Source organism: Streptosporangium sp. NPDC050855 (assembly GCF_044456585.1).
GTDB classification, from domain to species: domain Bacteria; phylum Actinomycetota; class Actinomycetes; order Streptosporangiales; family Streptosporangiaceae; genus Streptosporangium; species Streptosporangium longisporum.
In genome coordinates this window covers 206893-219364 of record NZ_JBITFY010000009.1, presented here as the reverse complement: position 1 = coordinate 219364, position 12472 = coordinate 206893, and the positions used below count along the sequence as shown (strand labels likewise).

Below are 12472 nucleotides of genomic sequence, written 5' to 3'. Positions count from 1 at the left end.
GAGCGAAGGGGTGCAGCCGCTATGCAGGCCAGCCGAGCAACGCCGTGTCGACGATCTCATCGAGCTCAGCAGGACCGAGGCCGTTGGCGGCCTGCACTGCGATGCCGAAACCCATCGTCATGATGAACCGGGCAAGACGCCGAGGGTCGGCGTTGCGCGGAAGATCACCCTCGTTGACGGCGCGCCGGAAGCGCTCCTCAAGGCGGACCCCCGCGTCGTTGCGCCAGTCGACGAGCAGGTCGTGGGCGGCCCGGCTCTCGTCGCTCGACGCCAGCGCACCCTGCACGGCCAGGCACCCGGAGGGGCCGCCGGGAGGAGTCGTGGTGCAGACCGCTCCGCGGAGGAACGCCAAGGCCACAGCCCGTGCGGTGGGCTCCTCCAGGGCGCGTGTGGCGTAGGCGGCCGGCCCTGCGCCGTAGCGCTGGAGGGCCTTGCGGAACAACTGCTCCTTGTTGCCGAAGGCCGCATACATGCTCGTCTTGGTGATCCCCATGGCGCCGGTCAGTTCAGCGAGGGTCGCGCCTTCGTAACCTCGCGCCCAGAACACCCGCATCGCGCGTTCCAGCGCCTGGTCGATGTCGAATCCTCGAGGCCGACCCATGACGGCCCTACGAGAGTTACCCATGCCACAAGCGTACCCCTCGGTACAGATTTGTGCTGACCATGAGTTTCATCCTGCCGAAGGTGGCGAACGCAGTTCAGTACCGGACGGTCTTAATGTGCTATGGTTCTGCACCGAGCGGTACTTAAGTAATGGGAAGGGAAGTCCGCGCCATGAAAACCATTTCGCTCGGCAGCCTCAAGGTCTCGCGCATCGGTCTCGGAGCCATGGGAATGTCGGCGTTCTACACCGGCGCCGGCCAGTTCGACGACGAGTCGATCCGCACGATCCACCGCGGGCTGGACCTCGGGGTCACCCATATCGACACCGCTGAGGGGTACGGCCCCTTCATCAACGAAGGGCTGGTCGGCCGGGCCGTGCAGGGGCACCGAGACGAGGTCGTGCTGGCGACCAAGTTCGGACTGATCTCCCACACCGGTGGCTCGGCTCCGGACAGCACCCCGGCCAACATCCGCCTGGCCGTGGAGGGATCACTGAAGCGTCTGCGTACCGACTACATCGACCTCTACTACCAGCACCGGGTGGACCCCGGCACGCCCATCGAAGAGACCGTCGGCGTGCTGGCCGAACTGGTGGCTGAAGGCAAGATCCGCCACATCGGCCTGTCGGAGGCCGGCCCTGCCACGATCCGCCGCGCTCACGCCGTGCATCCGGTCACTGCGGTCCAGTCCGAATACTCGCTGTGGACCCGCGACCCGGAGGCCGAGATCTTGCCCGTCCTGCGCGAACTGGGTATCGGCTTCGTGCCGTACTCCCCGCTCGGCCGCGGCTTCCTGACCGGCAACATCCGCTCCCTGAACGATCTCGACGCCGACGACTGGCGCCGGAGCAACCACCGCTTCGCCGACGGCAACCTGGAACGCAACCTGCGAATCGTCGACGAGGTCCGGGCCGTAGCCGCCGAGATCGACACCACGCCCGCACAGGTCGCCTTGGCCTGGCTGCTCGCCCAGGGGGACGACATCGCGCCCATCCCCGGCACCAAGCGAGTCGCCCGGCTGGAGGAGAACGCTGCCGCCGACCACATCGAGCTCACTGCCGGCTACGTCGCCCGCCTGAACGACCTGCCCCCGGCCTCCGGCGAGCGCTACGACGCGGACAACATGGCCGCCATCGACCGCTGATCGAAGACTGGGCTTGATCCGGTTTGACGGACATCCGAGATCAGGAGCTCGCCCCCGGAAGGATGTCCATGATGGAGCACATGGGGAAGAAGAAACCGCGCCCTCGCCGCTCGTTCGCCCGTGAGTTCAAAGCCGAGATCGTCGAGCTGTGCCGGCGAGGTGACCGTCCGGTCGGCCAGGTGGCGGCAGACTTCGATCTGACCGAGACCGCGGTCCGCGCCTGGATCCGCCAGGCCGAGGTTGACGCCGGTGATCGTGACGGGCTGACCAGCGACGAGCGCGAGGAGTTGACCGCCCGGTTGAACAACCGCCCCCGCAAGTGCCTCGGCTACCGAACCCCGGCCCAATGTGTTGCCTTGACTCTTTGAATCTAAGACGGCTTTCTTCCCGCTCCGAAACGACTGGACAGATGCTGGCAGCGGCGGCTTGACGACATAGGAGCATCAAGGAGACCCGGTGAGGGTGCATCCCTTCATCGAGGCGGAAAAGCAGAGCGGCCACAAAGCCAAACGCGCGTGTGAGCTGCTGCAGGTCTCCCGAGCCGCCTTCTATGCCCGTCGCCAGGGCGTCCCTGGTCCTCGGGCGGTACGTGATGGACACCTGGCCGCACGCATCACCGAGATCCATCGATACTCGCGCGGCACCTACGGCGCTCCGCGGATCCACGCCCTCGCAATCCACCGGAGATCGATGAAGGCCGCCTCATGCATGGGGCGGCCTTCGACGCTTGCTCATTTTGGGGGTGCCAACACGTTCCTATCGAATCTCCTCCATTTGGCCACCTGACGCCTCTAACGTCGCCCCATGGAGAAAACCGTCATCTGGGTAAGGCCCTGGAACCCCGAGCACCATGAACCAGGTAGAGAAGGCCACAAAGGTCTATGCGGGTGGCACGGCACTGGACCTCAACGCGGTGCGTGCGGCAACACCCCTTATGCCAGCGTCAAGCTTCAGTACAAGGACTATGCCCCCGTGCAATCTGCCTGCGCTGAAGCTCTTCGAGAGATCTCCAAGCTGTACGGCTTCCCGATCCCTCCGGACTAGCCAAGCCGACAGCACAGGTGACCCGCGCCGGTCGGCATCGGGGCCGTTGCTGTATTTCGCTGCTGTACAGACGCGAAAAGGCCACTTCTCGATCATGGGAGGTGGCCTTTGACGTGAGGTGGAGCCTAGGAGATTCGAACTCCTGACATCCTGCTTGCAAAGCAACCCAGGCGGGGGCGGGACCATGGGCGATACCCGTTCCCACCTGGGCTTACGGTCCACGGTGATCCACCGTCGTCCGGCCTCGTCCATGGTCGTCGTCACCCAGTTGGTCACCCAGAGATCTGGCCCTCGGCAGGGCTCAGATGCTGAAGCCGTTGGTACCCATCGAACGTCGCCGTGCCGCCGTCGCATCAAGCGGAGATCATGGCCACTCGACCCGGATGAGGTACACCTCACGTTGCTTGTCCAGGACCACATAAGTCGCGAGCCCTCGCTCGCCGAACGCGTGAGTGAGCATGTTGGCCTTGGGGTTGGCCAAGTTGTACGGCTGACCGCTCCACGGTGCGACTTCCAGCAAGGTGAGCAGTTCGGCGAGTGGGCGTAGCGCCTCCGCAGGGATCGCCGCGACCTGTTCTTCGACGAGAGGGTCGAGTGTGATCTGGTACACCTACAGATCGATCCCACGAGCGCCGAGAACCTCACGCCACGGCCTTCCGGAGGAGACCGGTTCACTGGCAAGGACCTGCTCGGCTCTGGCATGCATCTGGCGACGTCCCTCCGGATCCCGCACCGAGTCACACGCGGAGATCCACCAGCGATGCACGAAGACGTTAAGCGCACTGAGATCCAAACTCACTCGAACCTCGTCAAGCACTGCCTTGAGCCCCGCGTCGAACGCTTCGCGATCCTGCGGCACGACCAGGGCGGCGCGGATAGCCCGCAAGCTCTTCTCGGGCATCGGTGAGACAGGGGGCACGAAGTCCTGCGGCTGTGCGGTCATGCTGGAATCTCCTCTCCCTGCTCATAGAGCCTACAGACTTCCGACGGGATGGCTCAGAGATCCAGCCACACGAGCACGCGAAAAAGGGGCAACGGTGCTGCGGTGGCCGCACAGTCGAGACGAGCCCAGCTTCAAGACGCGGATGGAGCACGACAGCGACCGGGCCGCGTGATCCACCAGCACGCCCTCCGGAACGCCGAACAAAAGATCACTAACATGCCGAGCTCACGCATGTGGACCGAACAGAAGAACAGTGACGACGGGGACGGCCGTATCAGCCTGAGTGAGCCAGGGCCCCGAGAGTCGCATACATGATCCGTTGAAAGATATTTTGGTTGGCGTCAGGGCCCCAACGGTTTGCGGCGAAAGAAATTCGTAAGGGGTGGACGCAGAGCGTTTGCAAACTGGCTAAAGATCCTTGCCCTGTCATCTTGTCGTGCGCCTCGCAGCACGACGACCAGCCCGATCAAAGCGACGATGTAGCGGGCGATAACTCCCACAGTGGTTATCGCAGCGACAATAGCTGTAATCCAGACTCCGGCGAGCAATGGGCCCTCCCACTCTGTCGGCACAACAAACAGAGCGCGATTCTGAGAACCTTGATCGCCGGGATACCAACCGAGGTGTTCCGTGGATACAGGCTGGCGCTATAGCCCCGCAGCAGTTAATCCGAACAAGACCTTGTGCGCAACCCTTACCACGATGTCGCGCAGTCCTCCAAGCTTGGTCATTCCATCGCCGTCGTCCCACTCTTCAGGGGAGCCAGAGTCAGGGGGTCAGGGAGTCACGATGGAGCGTGCCGGTGGAGTTCTGGCGAAAGAATTGGACACGCAACGGGCACGGGAGCGGAAGAAGGCCGAATGAAGATCAAAGCCCAGGTTACGGCGACCACGCCTGACCTGGGCTTCTTCGTGTCCGTGAGGGTGGTGGAGCCTAGGAGATTCGAACTCCTGACATCCTGCTTGCAAAGCAGGCGCTCTGCCAACTGAGCTAAGGCCCCGAGATTCAAGCCGGTGGCCTGGGGAGATGTTCCCCGCACACGGCCTGCTTCAGTCGTACACGGTAGCAACAGGACCGACTCCTACGCCACTTGATTGGAAGCGGCGGGCGGCGCCGGGGACGGGCGCGGGACGCGGTTGGAGCGGACGGGCCCGGCGGGGCCTCAGTGGGCGGCGGCGGCGACCGGGGGCTCGACCAGGGTGTCCACCAGGAGGAGCTCGGGAAGATCCGCGACGGAGTCGAGGATGTGGGTGGCGCCGCCCTTGAGGAGACGTTCCCTGCTGTGGACACCGGTCAGGATCCCGGCCACCAGGGACGCGCCGGCGCGGCGGCCGGAGAGCATGTCGCTCTCGGAGTCACCGACGACCGCGACCTGGCGGACGTCCTCGATGCCCAGGCGCATCACCGCGGTGAGGACCAGGTCGGGCATGGGGCGGCCACGGCCGGCGTCCTCGGGGCACAGGGCGAGGTCGATCTTGTCGGCCCAGTTCAGGGCGGCCAGCACCCGGCCGAGCATGGCGCGGCTGAAGCCGGTGACGAGGCAGACCTTGACGTCGGCGCCACGGAGCTTGTCGAGGGCCTCGACGACCCCGGGCAGGGGGACGAGACCCGCGCGGTCCAGGGCTCCCTCGTAGGAACGCTCGAACGTCAGGTTGGCCGCCTGGGCCTGGGCCTCGTTGTCCGGGAAGATGCCCCGGAAGACGTCGATCGTGGAGCATCCCCGGGACCGGTGCACGTGCACCATGGCACGGGCGTACGCACCGGTCCCGGGCACGATGCCCTGCGTGGCGATCGCCTCGGCGAACGCCCGCTCGACCATGGCGACGTCACCGACCGTGGTGCCTGCCAGATCCAGGCAGACAAGCCTGATGGGTGTCACTCCATCGTGAGCAAGGATCATGAAAGCACCCGAATCGGTAGCCGCGTTTGTCAGTTCTCGCTGCCGGTGGCCTCGGTCCACAGGTCGAGCTCGGCGCGGTCGGCCTGCACCTTGCGCCAGACCAGCAGCCCCCCGAGGGCGACGATCGCCAGAACGAGCAACTTCTTCACGGTGTGACCCCATCTTCTTGAGAAGTCTCACCTGCCGGGGTGAGACAACGCCCGGTTCGAACGGTTCCCTGCAGCCTAGCAAGGGACCGGGCCATGATCCGGTTCGCCTGACCGAGCCGTCAGGGCCGATCTACGCCAACCGGGTGATTGCCACCATCATGCCGTACGCTCAGCGTTCCGATGATCACGATCCGCCGTGACCCTTGCCGCGAAACCGTCCTCGTTCTCACGATAACCCCCGCGCGGACCTGACCTCGCCGCCCCCGGGTCACGGCCACCGGACCGCGACGGGCCATGCCCGGGCGGACGCCCTCGTGACCGGCGGCTCCGGCCGCTCCGGCATGATCCGGCCAGGGACGAACGTGACCGAACAGGGCAGACCCGCTCGTTATCGATCCCGATGGCAGAGATCCAGGACCCGGTGGAACCACGGCCCGGCAGTACGGCCCGGGAACGCCGAGGACGGGAGAACCGGCGGCGGGAGCACCGGACAGGCCCGGGGCGGGGAAACCGCTCTCGCGGGGCTCAGGTGGCCTGGACGAGGTCGGCGTAGTCGGGGTGGCGGTCGATCCACTCCTTCACGAACCAGCAGAGCGGGACGATCCTGGCCTCCTCCGCGCGGGCCGCGTCCAGCGCCGTGCGGACGAGCGCGGACCCCACCCCCCTGCCCTCGTACTCCGGCTGGACCTTGGTGTGGGGGTAGACGATGACCCCGTCGCGCCGGACGAGATCGAGCCGTCCCGCGGGCCTGCCGTCCACCTCCGCCACGAAGGAGTCACCACCGGGAGAGAGCCTGACGTCCACCTGCATGGGTTTCTCCTTCACCAGAGGCCGTACGGGGTCCTGCGCGGGTCCGGGGCCGGACGGGGGCGGATGCCCGCCGAGGGTGCCGGGCCATGTCGTCATCCTCAGCCGATCTCGCGCGGCGTTCATTCCCGTCGCCCCCTCGATCCCCTGCGCTTCACCGGACCGCTCCCGGATCCCGCCGCCCCGGAGGAACGGTCCGCCGATTCGTACGTACCGGAAACTGGGAAGCGGCGAGCCGTATCGCGGGGAGCCCGATTGAAGGATGATGAGAGCAGGTCCGGCACTGCCGGTATCCATGGCGATCAGCAGACACACCTGCTGCTGTCCGGGGCAGACGTCGGCTGACCTTCATGCGCACCTAGAAGGTGATCGCGATGACGGGTGACATCGACCACGGCTCACTACGCGTTCTTTTCACCGGCCGCCCGCCCGGCGTGCGCTGCGAGGGCGACATCGACCTGTGTACGCGGGACGTCCTGGTCCGGGCGCTGAACATGGCGCTGGAGAGGAGCACCGGTGATCTCCACGCCGACCTGCGCGACGTCGGCTTCGTCGACGTGGGCGGGCTGAGGGTGCTGGTGGAGGCGGCGTCCGGGATGGCCGGCGGCCGCAGGCTGGTCGTCGAGGGGCTCTCACCGCACACGCGCCGGATCGTGGAGCTGTGCGGCTGGACGGAGGTACTTTCGGCCGGTCCGGAGAACCTATCTTCTGGTGGGATAACTACAAATTGCTCCTCAGTTGTACCGTAAGTGTTCTCTAGAGGAATTCGGAGGACCACAGCTGAGAGCAGCCGGATCGACCCCGTCCCCCGTCACCGGGCTTGTGCCCGGGACGACTCCGATCGGGTCCTCACGCTCCCGTTCCGCTCTGGGCCGGCCCGGCGGCGTCTCGGCCGCCTTCCCCTCCACCCGACCGTCTGCAGAGGTATATCCGTGAGCGCTGCCGTCCGCGTGACCGACGTGTCCGACCCCGCCGTGAAGGAGATGCTCCTGCTGGCCGTGGCCGGCGAACTTGACTACAGCAATGCCGAACGCTTTCAGCATGATCTGAATCAGGCCATCGGCCAGGCCGGTGGTGATCTTGTGATCGATCTGACCGAGCTGGCCTTCTGTGACTCCACCGGGATCCAGACCTTCCTGAACGCCCGCAAGACCGTCCAGGACCGCGGGGGCAGCATCGTCCTCGTCAACCTGCATCCCCGCCTGGAGCGGCTCTTCCACCTGACCGGTCTCCTGCAGGCCTTCGGCGTCCAGCCCACCGTCGCCGACGCCGTCAGTTCCCTTCGCCCGAGCCAGCCGTCGTAGCCGATCGGCCCGGCCTTCGGATATTCGAGACGGATCCCGCCGAACGAACATCCGATGGCCGTGGCGGTCGTAAGTTGGCAACGAGCGGGCAGGTGTCTAGCATCGTGTAACTCGTCAGCAACGCCCTGATTCTGGAGCAAGTCGGCTCGCCCCCCGGTGACTGCCAGATAAGGCGACGTCAAGGGGGTGTCGTGACCGCCGACCACGGCCAGCACTGGCCGATCGACGAGGATCTCAGCACGCTGCGGGAGCGTCTGCACGATCAAGCCGTCCAAGCCGGCATGCGGGGCGAGCGCCTGGACGATCTCCTCCTCGCGACCAACGAGGCGGTCATCAACGTCCTGGAGCACGGCGGCGGCAAGGGCACGCTGGACATCTGGCGGAACGAGACCCACCTGACCGTCGACGTCACCGACACCATGGGGCTGCTGGGACGCGAGCACGTCCCGGCGCAGCGCCCCACCGGTACCGTGCGGGGCTTCGGTCTGTGGCTGATGACCCAGTTGTGCGACGAGTTCACGATCGAGCAGATCACCGAGGGGTCCCGGGTCCGGCTGCGGATGGACCTGCGCGTCCCGTCGCCCCACGGTGGATCGCGCGGCCCGGCCGGCTCCGTGCGCGAGGACCCCGGCCAGGAGGGGACTCAGTCCTCGCACTGAGTCCCGGGCGTCCCGGGCGTCCCGGGCGTCCCGGGTGTCACGGGTGACCGGGGGGCGTCACGGGTGACCGGGGTCATCGGCCCTGCGCCCCCGCCGGGGTCATCGGCCCTGATTCCCGCACCGGGAACATCGGCCCCACATCATGCGCCGAGGTCACCGGCCCCACATCCCGATCCGTACCGTCACCCCGCGTGAGGCGTGCAGCAACGGGGGGCCGTCCGGGGCGGTGAGCCCCCTCGCCTGGAGCAGGTCCTGGTCCAGGCGGAGCAGCCGGGCGTGGCGGAGCGGCCAGTCGGCGTGCTCGATCTGGGCGTTGGCCGTCTTTCCCCCCACGGTGGTGAACAGCCGGTAGCGGGCGGTGAGGAAGTGCGCCAGCTCGTCCCGCTCGGACTCCTCCAGCGGCGGCCCCACCTCCACGTCCGCGTCGCATCGCGCCCCGGCCGGTCCGGGCCAGCGCCGCCGGCAGCGGTAGCCACGGCGCGCGCCGGAGGCCCGGACGGCCATGTCGGACCAGAAGTAGGGCAGCCGGTAGCCGGCCCGCGCGCCGAGCACCGCCGGCAGGAGACCGGCGTCCAGCGACAGGAACCAGACGCCGTCGCGCCCCTGCTCGTCCCGTACGTACGTGCGCACGTTGGTCTCGGGGAAACGCGAGATCCAGGGCAGGGCGGGCAGGCCCGGGGGCCGCACGTCCTCCATCAGGAAGGGCGTCAGACCCACCCAGGCCGTACCGTCGAAGGTCTCGACGGTGAGCCCGTCGGGCAGCAGCCGCTGGATCTCGGCGGGCGGGTACCGCCAGTGCATGAAGGTCATCTCGGACCAGCGGTGGTACATGACCGGCCGGTTCACGTGCGGGGACGGCGGGGCCTGCATGGTCGGCTCCTTTGCGGAAGTGCGGTGCCACCGGTACGGCGGTTCGGGCGACGGTTCCCGGGCGACGGTTCTCGGGTGCTCCTTTCCGTGGACCCATCGGTCCGGGGATGATGCCGGGCGGCCACGGCGTACCGTCCGGACCGTCACCGCCCGTCGTGTGCCGATCTTCCCCGTGGGAGAGCGGACATGCCGCCGGGACGGCGGCAGGAGGTCGGCGTGGCGTGCCGGGGATCCCACGGCCCGGGGTCCGCCCGGGCCGGCGCGGCCACGGAGGCGGGCTGTCACCGCTCCGCACGACACGGCACGGGGTTCCGTACGCCACGGGTGTACGGGGTTTCGTACGCCACGGGCACGGGGAGTTCCGTACACCTTCGGCACACGAGCGGCGGCGGTGTCGGCCGCAGGCTCCGGCAGAGCGAGAGAGGGCACAGCATGATCTTCATCGCGGTCAGGTTCACCGTGCGTCCCGAGCGGGCCGACGAGTGGCTCTCGCTCGTCGAGGACTTCACCCGGGCCACCCGGCAGGAGCCCGGGAACCTCTTCTTCGACTGGTCCAGGAGCGTCGACGCACCCGACCGGTTCGTCCTGCTGGAGGCGTTCGCCTCGCCCGCCGCGGGCGAGGAGCACGTGAACTCCGAGCACTTCAGGACCGCCATGTCCTGGATGCCCGGGGTGATCGCGGAGACACCGGAGATCGTCAATGTGGAGGTGCCCGGCGAGGGGTGGTCGCGGATGGCGGAGCTGTCCCCCACCCGGGACTGAGCGGGACCGCCACGCGCGCCGAGGTCGGGGGACGAGGAGGGCCGCGAGAGCCGAGCGGTCCTGGTCCGGGCCCCCGATCCTCCGTCTCGCGGCGCGGGACGCCGCGACCGCGTCCCGGCGGAAGCGGGCGCCCCTTCGCCCTCTCCGTTCCGGCCCACCGGCGGTCCCGTGTCGTCGTCCCGCGGACCTCTCGTCCCGGGAATCGAAAATCTGTAGTGGCCACGGTAGACATTGCTCCCGACCGGGGGTAGAGTTTCTGACATCGCAAGGAACGGATCCACAGGGCAGAGCAGTACGCGAGCATCACGACGAACTGCCCGGACGAAGTGGATGATGTGGACGACGTAGCTGTAGGACAGAGGTCGGACGTGCCGGGGCCAGGCAGTGAAAGGGCCCCGGCCGTGGACGAAGCAAGTGCATGACAAAAGTCGGACGTGCCGGGGCCGACGCAGTCAAGGGGTCCTGGCCGTGGACGAAGCAGTGGTACGAAAAAGAGTCGGACGTGCCGGGGCCGGAGCAGTGAAAGGGCCCCCGCCGTGGACGAAGCAGTCGGACGACAGAAGGTCGGACGTGCCGGGGCCGACGCAGTGAAGGGGTCCTGGCCGTGGACGCGCTGTCGAGGCATCACCTGAGGTCAGAGATACAGGGATAGAGAAGGGAGCGTTGAACGCCATCAGGATCGCCCGTTGCCGGTCGTTTCTCACCGCACGGGTGCCGCAGTCCCACGGATTGGACGGTGATCTACGGTCACGCACACGCGACTCCCCGCGTCTCCGCCCCGTTGGGCGGACCACGTGGAAGTAGATCGGCCAACCGGCCGGTAGATGGTGTTGAACCTCGTTTGGGCCCCGGTGCACTATGGCACCGGGGCCCCTGTTCGCGTTCGAGAAGGTTGTATGGATCAAGCGCCGATAATTCCGGCCCTCCCATCGAGGGCCGGTTCGCAGGACACGGCCGGCATGGCCGATCAGACGTCCGGCCCCGGAGCCGGTGACAAGCTCGACGACGAGGACTACCCCGCCTACAGCATGGGCCGGGCCGCGGAGCTGGTGGGAGTGACCCCGGCCTTCCTGCGGAGTCTGGGAACCGCCCGCCTCATCGAACCGCAGCGTTCCGAGGGCGGGCACCGCCGCTACTCGCGCTACCAGCTGCGCCTGGCCTCCCGGGCCCGGGAGCTGGTCGACCAGGGCACCCCCCTGGAGGCCGCATGCCGCATCATCATCCTGGAGGACCAGCTCGCCGAGGCGCTGCGCATCAACGCCGAGCTCCAGCGGTCCCGCGCGGAGAAGGCCACCGGAACGCCTGGCCCATCGGAGTGAGGGTTCACCCCTCCCGCTTTACCTCCTTCACCTTTACCTCCCTCCCCGCGATGAAACCGACATCCTGGGGCAGGGAGGCGGGATGAGAAACATTGCCGTGGTAGTGGTCGACATGCTGAACCCTTACGACCACGATGATGCAGATCTTCTGGAGAAGAGCGTCGAGCAGATCGTCGAGCCCCTCTCGGGCCTGATCCGGCGGGCCCACCGGAGCTCCCACGCTCGGCTGATATTCGTCAACGACAATCACGGGGACTTCACCGCCGGTCGCGAGGAGTTGCAGCGGCGCGCGCTCGCGGGCAGGCGCCCCGACCTGGTCGAGCCGGTGCTCGCGCCGCCCGACTCCCCGTTCATGCCCAAGGTGCGCCACAGCGCGTTCTACGGCACGCCGCTGGACTACCTGCTGCGCAGCGAGGGGATCGACACCGTCGTGCTGGCCGGTCAGGTGACCGAGCAGTGTGTGCTCTACAGCGCGCTGGACGCCTACGTCCGCGAGTTCTCCCTGCGGGTGGCCCGCGACTGCGTGGCCCACATCCACTCCGACCTGGCCGAGGCGTCGATGCGGATGATGGAGCGCAACATGAGCGCCGAGCTCCTGCCCGCCGAGAGCTGCCTGGAGGTCTGAGCCGGACCGCCGTACCCGGCCTCGCCGTCCCGGGACCGTCCGGCCCGCCAGGGTCCGGACGGCCGGGCCCTGGCCCTGGCCCTGGAGGGCGGGCCGTGGGGCCTCGGGCGCCGGTCTCCTCATGGCGAGCAGCGGCACGTACGAGAAGCAGAGACGTATCTCCGCATATGAGGGAGATCCTCCGTATGGGAGGAACTTTAAGCAGTCGGTGAGATGTACGGGCGTGTTACTCCGCCTCCCCCGGCGACGGAGCTGTTGGAATTTCTGGACGACCCCCATCAGATCCATCAGCGGGGTCAGCTCTGCGCCGGAAGGCGGCATATGGCTCCGCGGGCTCTGATCCA

The 12472-nt window shown here is 67.4% G+C and carries 15 protein-coding genes and 1 tRNA gene; 8 read left to right on the top strand and 8 right to left on the bottom strand.

The genetic code is table 11. The features are described from left to right. Window positions 1-19: 19 nt before the first annotated feature. Window positions 20-625, bottom strand: coding sequence for a TetR/AcrR family transcriptional regulator (locus tag ACIBCT_RS19710; RefSeq protein WP_399190388.1), 606 nt, complete (start codon window positions 623-625; stop codon window positions 20-22). Window positions 626-774: 149 nt separating this feature from the next. On the opposite strand from ACIBCT_RS19710, the gene ACIBCT_RS19705 reads away from it, so the two are divergent. Both ACIBCT_RS19705 and ACIBCT_RS19700 read left to right on the top strand, forming a co-directional pair. Beyond that, a complete protein-coding gene (locus ACIBCT_RS19705) occupies window positions 775-1746 on the top strand; it encodes an aldo/keto reductase (RefSeq protein WP_399190386.1) in 972 nt (323 codons plus the stop codon). Between the two features lie 68 nt (window positions 1747-1814). Next, complete coding sequence (locus ACIBCT_RS19700) at window positions 1815-2114, top strand: transposase (RefSeq protein ID WP_399190384.1); 300 nt, start codon at window positions 1815-1817, stop codon at window positions 2112-2114. A 1040-nt stretch (window positions 2115-3154) separates the two neighbouring features. On the opposite strand, the gene ACIBCT_RS19695 is transcribed toward ACIBCT_RS19700, so the two are convergent. The 6 genes from ACIBCT_RS19695 to ACIBCT_RS19670 all read right to left on the bottom strand — a co-directional run bounded on the left by ACIBCT_RS19695 (window position 3155) and on the right by ACIBCT_RS19670 (window position 6592). Beyond that, complete coding sequence (locus tag ACIBCT_RS19695; protein WP_399190382.1) at window positions 3155-3400, bottom strand: hypothetical protein; 246 nt, start codon at window positions 3398-3400, stop codon at window positions 3155-3157. Then, the gene (locus tag ACIBCT_RS19690) at window positions 3401-3733 is read right to left on the bottom strand and encodes a DUF6247 family protein (RefSeq protein WP_399190380.1); all 333 of its coding nucleotides are present in this window, start codon (window positions 3731-3733) and stop codon (window positions 3401-3403) included. It abuts the gene before it with no gap. Between the two features lie 924 nt (window positions 3734-4657). Further along, window positions 4658-4733: transfer RNA gene (locus tag ACIBCT_RS19685), tRNA-Ala, on the bottom strand. Window positions 4734-4895: 162 nt separating this feature from the next. Beyond that, entirely contained in the window at window positions 4896-5633 is a 738-nt protein-coding gene (locus ACIBCT_RS19680; RefSeq protein WP_399190378.1) for an HAD family hydrolase, read from the bottom strand. A 29-nt stretch (window positions 5634-5662) separates the two neighbouring features. Further along, entirely contained in the window at window positions 5663-5782 is a 120-nt protein-coding gene (locus tag ACIBCT_RS19675; RefSeq protein ID WP_279778966.1) for a DLW-39 family protein, read from the bottom strand. Between the two features lie 525 nt (window positions 5783-6307). After that, window positions 6308-6592 (bottom strand): GNAT family N-acetyltransferase, encoded by a 285-nt coding sequence (locus ACIBCT_RS19670; protein WP_344892311.1) that lies wholly within the window; start codon window positions 6590-6592, stop codon window positions 6308-6310. Window positions 6593-6963: 371 nt separating this feature from the next. Here ACIBCT_RS19670 and ACIBCT_RS19665 point away from each other — a divergent pair, with 371 nt between their 5' ends. The 3 genes from ACIBCT_RS19665 to ACIBCT_RS19655 all read left to right on the top strand — a co-directional run bounded on the left by ACIBCT_RS19665 (window position 6964) and on the right by ACIBCT_RS19655 (window position 8552). Next, window positions 6964-7338, top strand: coding sequence for an STAS domain-containing protein (locus tag ACIBCT_RS19665; protein ID WP_399190375.1), 375 nt, complete (start codon window positions 6964-6966; stop codon window positions 7336-7338). 183 nt (window positions 7339-7521) lie between these two features. Beyond that, a complete protein-coding gene (locus ACIBCT_RS19660) occupies window positions 7522-7893 on the top strand; it encodes an STAS domain-containing protein (protein WP_399190373.1) in 372 nt (123 codons plus the stop codon). Window positions 7894-8084: 191 nt separating this feature from the next. After that, window positions 8085-8552 (top strand): ATP-binding protein, encoded by a 468-nt coding sequence (locus tag ACIBCT_RS19655; protein ID WP_399190371.1) that lies wholly within the window; start codon window positions 8085-8087, stop codon window positions 8550-8552. A gap of 153 nt (window positions 8553-8705) precedes the next feature. Here the strand turns inward: ACIBCT_RS19655 and ACIBCT_RS19650 are convergent, their stop codons facing one another. After that, window positions 8706-9422, bottom strand: coding sequence for a YqjF family protein (locus tag ACIBCT_RS19650; RefSeq protein ID WP_399190369.1), 717 nt, complete (start codon window positions 9420-9422; stop codon window positions 8706-8708). A 432-nt stretch (window positions 9423-9854) separates the two neighbouring features. On the opposite strand from ACIBCT_RS19650, the gene ACIBCT_RS19645 reads away from it, so the two are divergent. The 3 genes from ACIBCT_RS19645 to ACIBCT_RS19635 all read left to right on the top strand — a co-directional run bounded on the left by ACIBCT_RS19645 (window position 9855) and on the right by ACIBCT_RS19635 (window position 12128). Continuing rightward, entirely contained in the window at window positions 9855-10184 is a 330-nt protein-coding gene (locus tag ACIBCT_RS19645; RefSeq protein ID WP_399190367.1) for a putative quinol monooxygenase, read from the top strand. Between the two features lie 959 nt (window positions 10185-11143). Next, window positions 11144-11503 (top strand): MerR family transcriptional regulator, encoded by a 360-nt coding sequence (locus tag ACIBCT_RS19640; protein WP_399190365.1) that lies wholly within the window; start codon window positions 11144-11146, stop codon window positions 11501-11503. Window positions 11504-11585: 82 nt separating this feature from the next. Next, the gene (locus ACIBCT_RS19635; protein ID WP_399190363.1) at window positions 11586-12128 is read left to right on the top strand and encodes a cysteine hydrolase family protein; all 543 of its coding nucleotides are present in this window, start codon (window positions 11586-11588) and stop codon (window positions 12126-12128) included. Window positions 12129-12472 lie beyond the last annotated feature (344 nt).

Coding starts and splice junctions, on each gene's coding strand:
- ACIBCT_RS19710 (WP_399190388.1), bottom strand. CDS start 625: ATGGGTAACTCTCGTAGGGCCGTCATGGGTCGGCCTCGAGGATTCGAC.
- ACIBCT_RS19705 (WP_399190386.1), top strand. CDS start 775: ATGAAAACCATTTCGCTCGGCAGCCTCAAGGTCTCGCGCATCGGTCTC.
- ACIBCT_RS19700 (WP_399190384.1), top strand. CDS start 1,815: ATGATGGAGCACATGGGGAAGAAGAAACCGCGCCCTCGCCGCTCGTTC.
- ACIBCT_RS19690 (WP_399190380.1), bottom strand. CDS start 3,733: ATGACCGCACAGCCGCAGGACTTCGTGCCCCCTGTCTCACCGATGCCC.
- ACIBCT_RS19680 (WP_399190378.1), bottom strand. CDS start 5,633: ATGATCCTTGCTCACGATGGAGTGACACCCATCAGGCTTGTCTGCCTG.
- ACIBCT_RS19670 (WP_344892311.1), bottom strand. CDS start 6,592: ATGCAGGTGGACGTCAGGCTCTCTCCCGGTGGTGACTCCTTCGTGGCG.
- ACIBCT_RS19665 (WP_399190375.1), top strand. CDS start 6,964: ATGACGGGTGACATCGACCACGGCTCACTACGCGTTCTTTTCACCGGC.
- ACIBCT_RS19650 (WP_399190369.1), bottom strand. CDS start 9,422: ATGCAGGCCCCGCCGTCCCCGCACGTGAACCGGCCGGTCATGTACCAC.
- ACIBCT_RS19645 (WP_399190367.1), top strand. CDS start 9,855: ATGATCTTCATCGCGGTCAGGTTCACCGTGCGTCCCGAGCGGGCCGAC.
- ACIBCT_RS19640 (WP_399190365.1), top strand. CDS start 11,144: ATGGCCGATCAGACGTCCGGCCCCGGAGCCGGTGACAAGCTCGACGAC.
- ACIBCT_RS19635 (WP_399190363.1), top strand. CDS start 11,586: ATGAGAAACATTGCCGTGGTAGTGGTCGACATGCTGAACCCTTACGAC.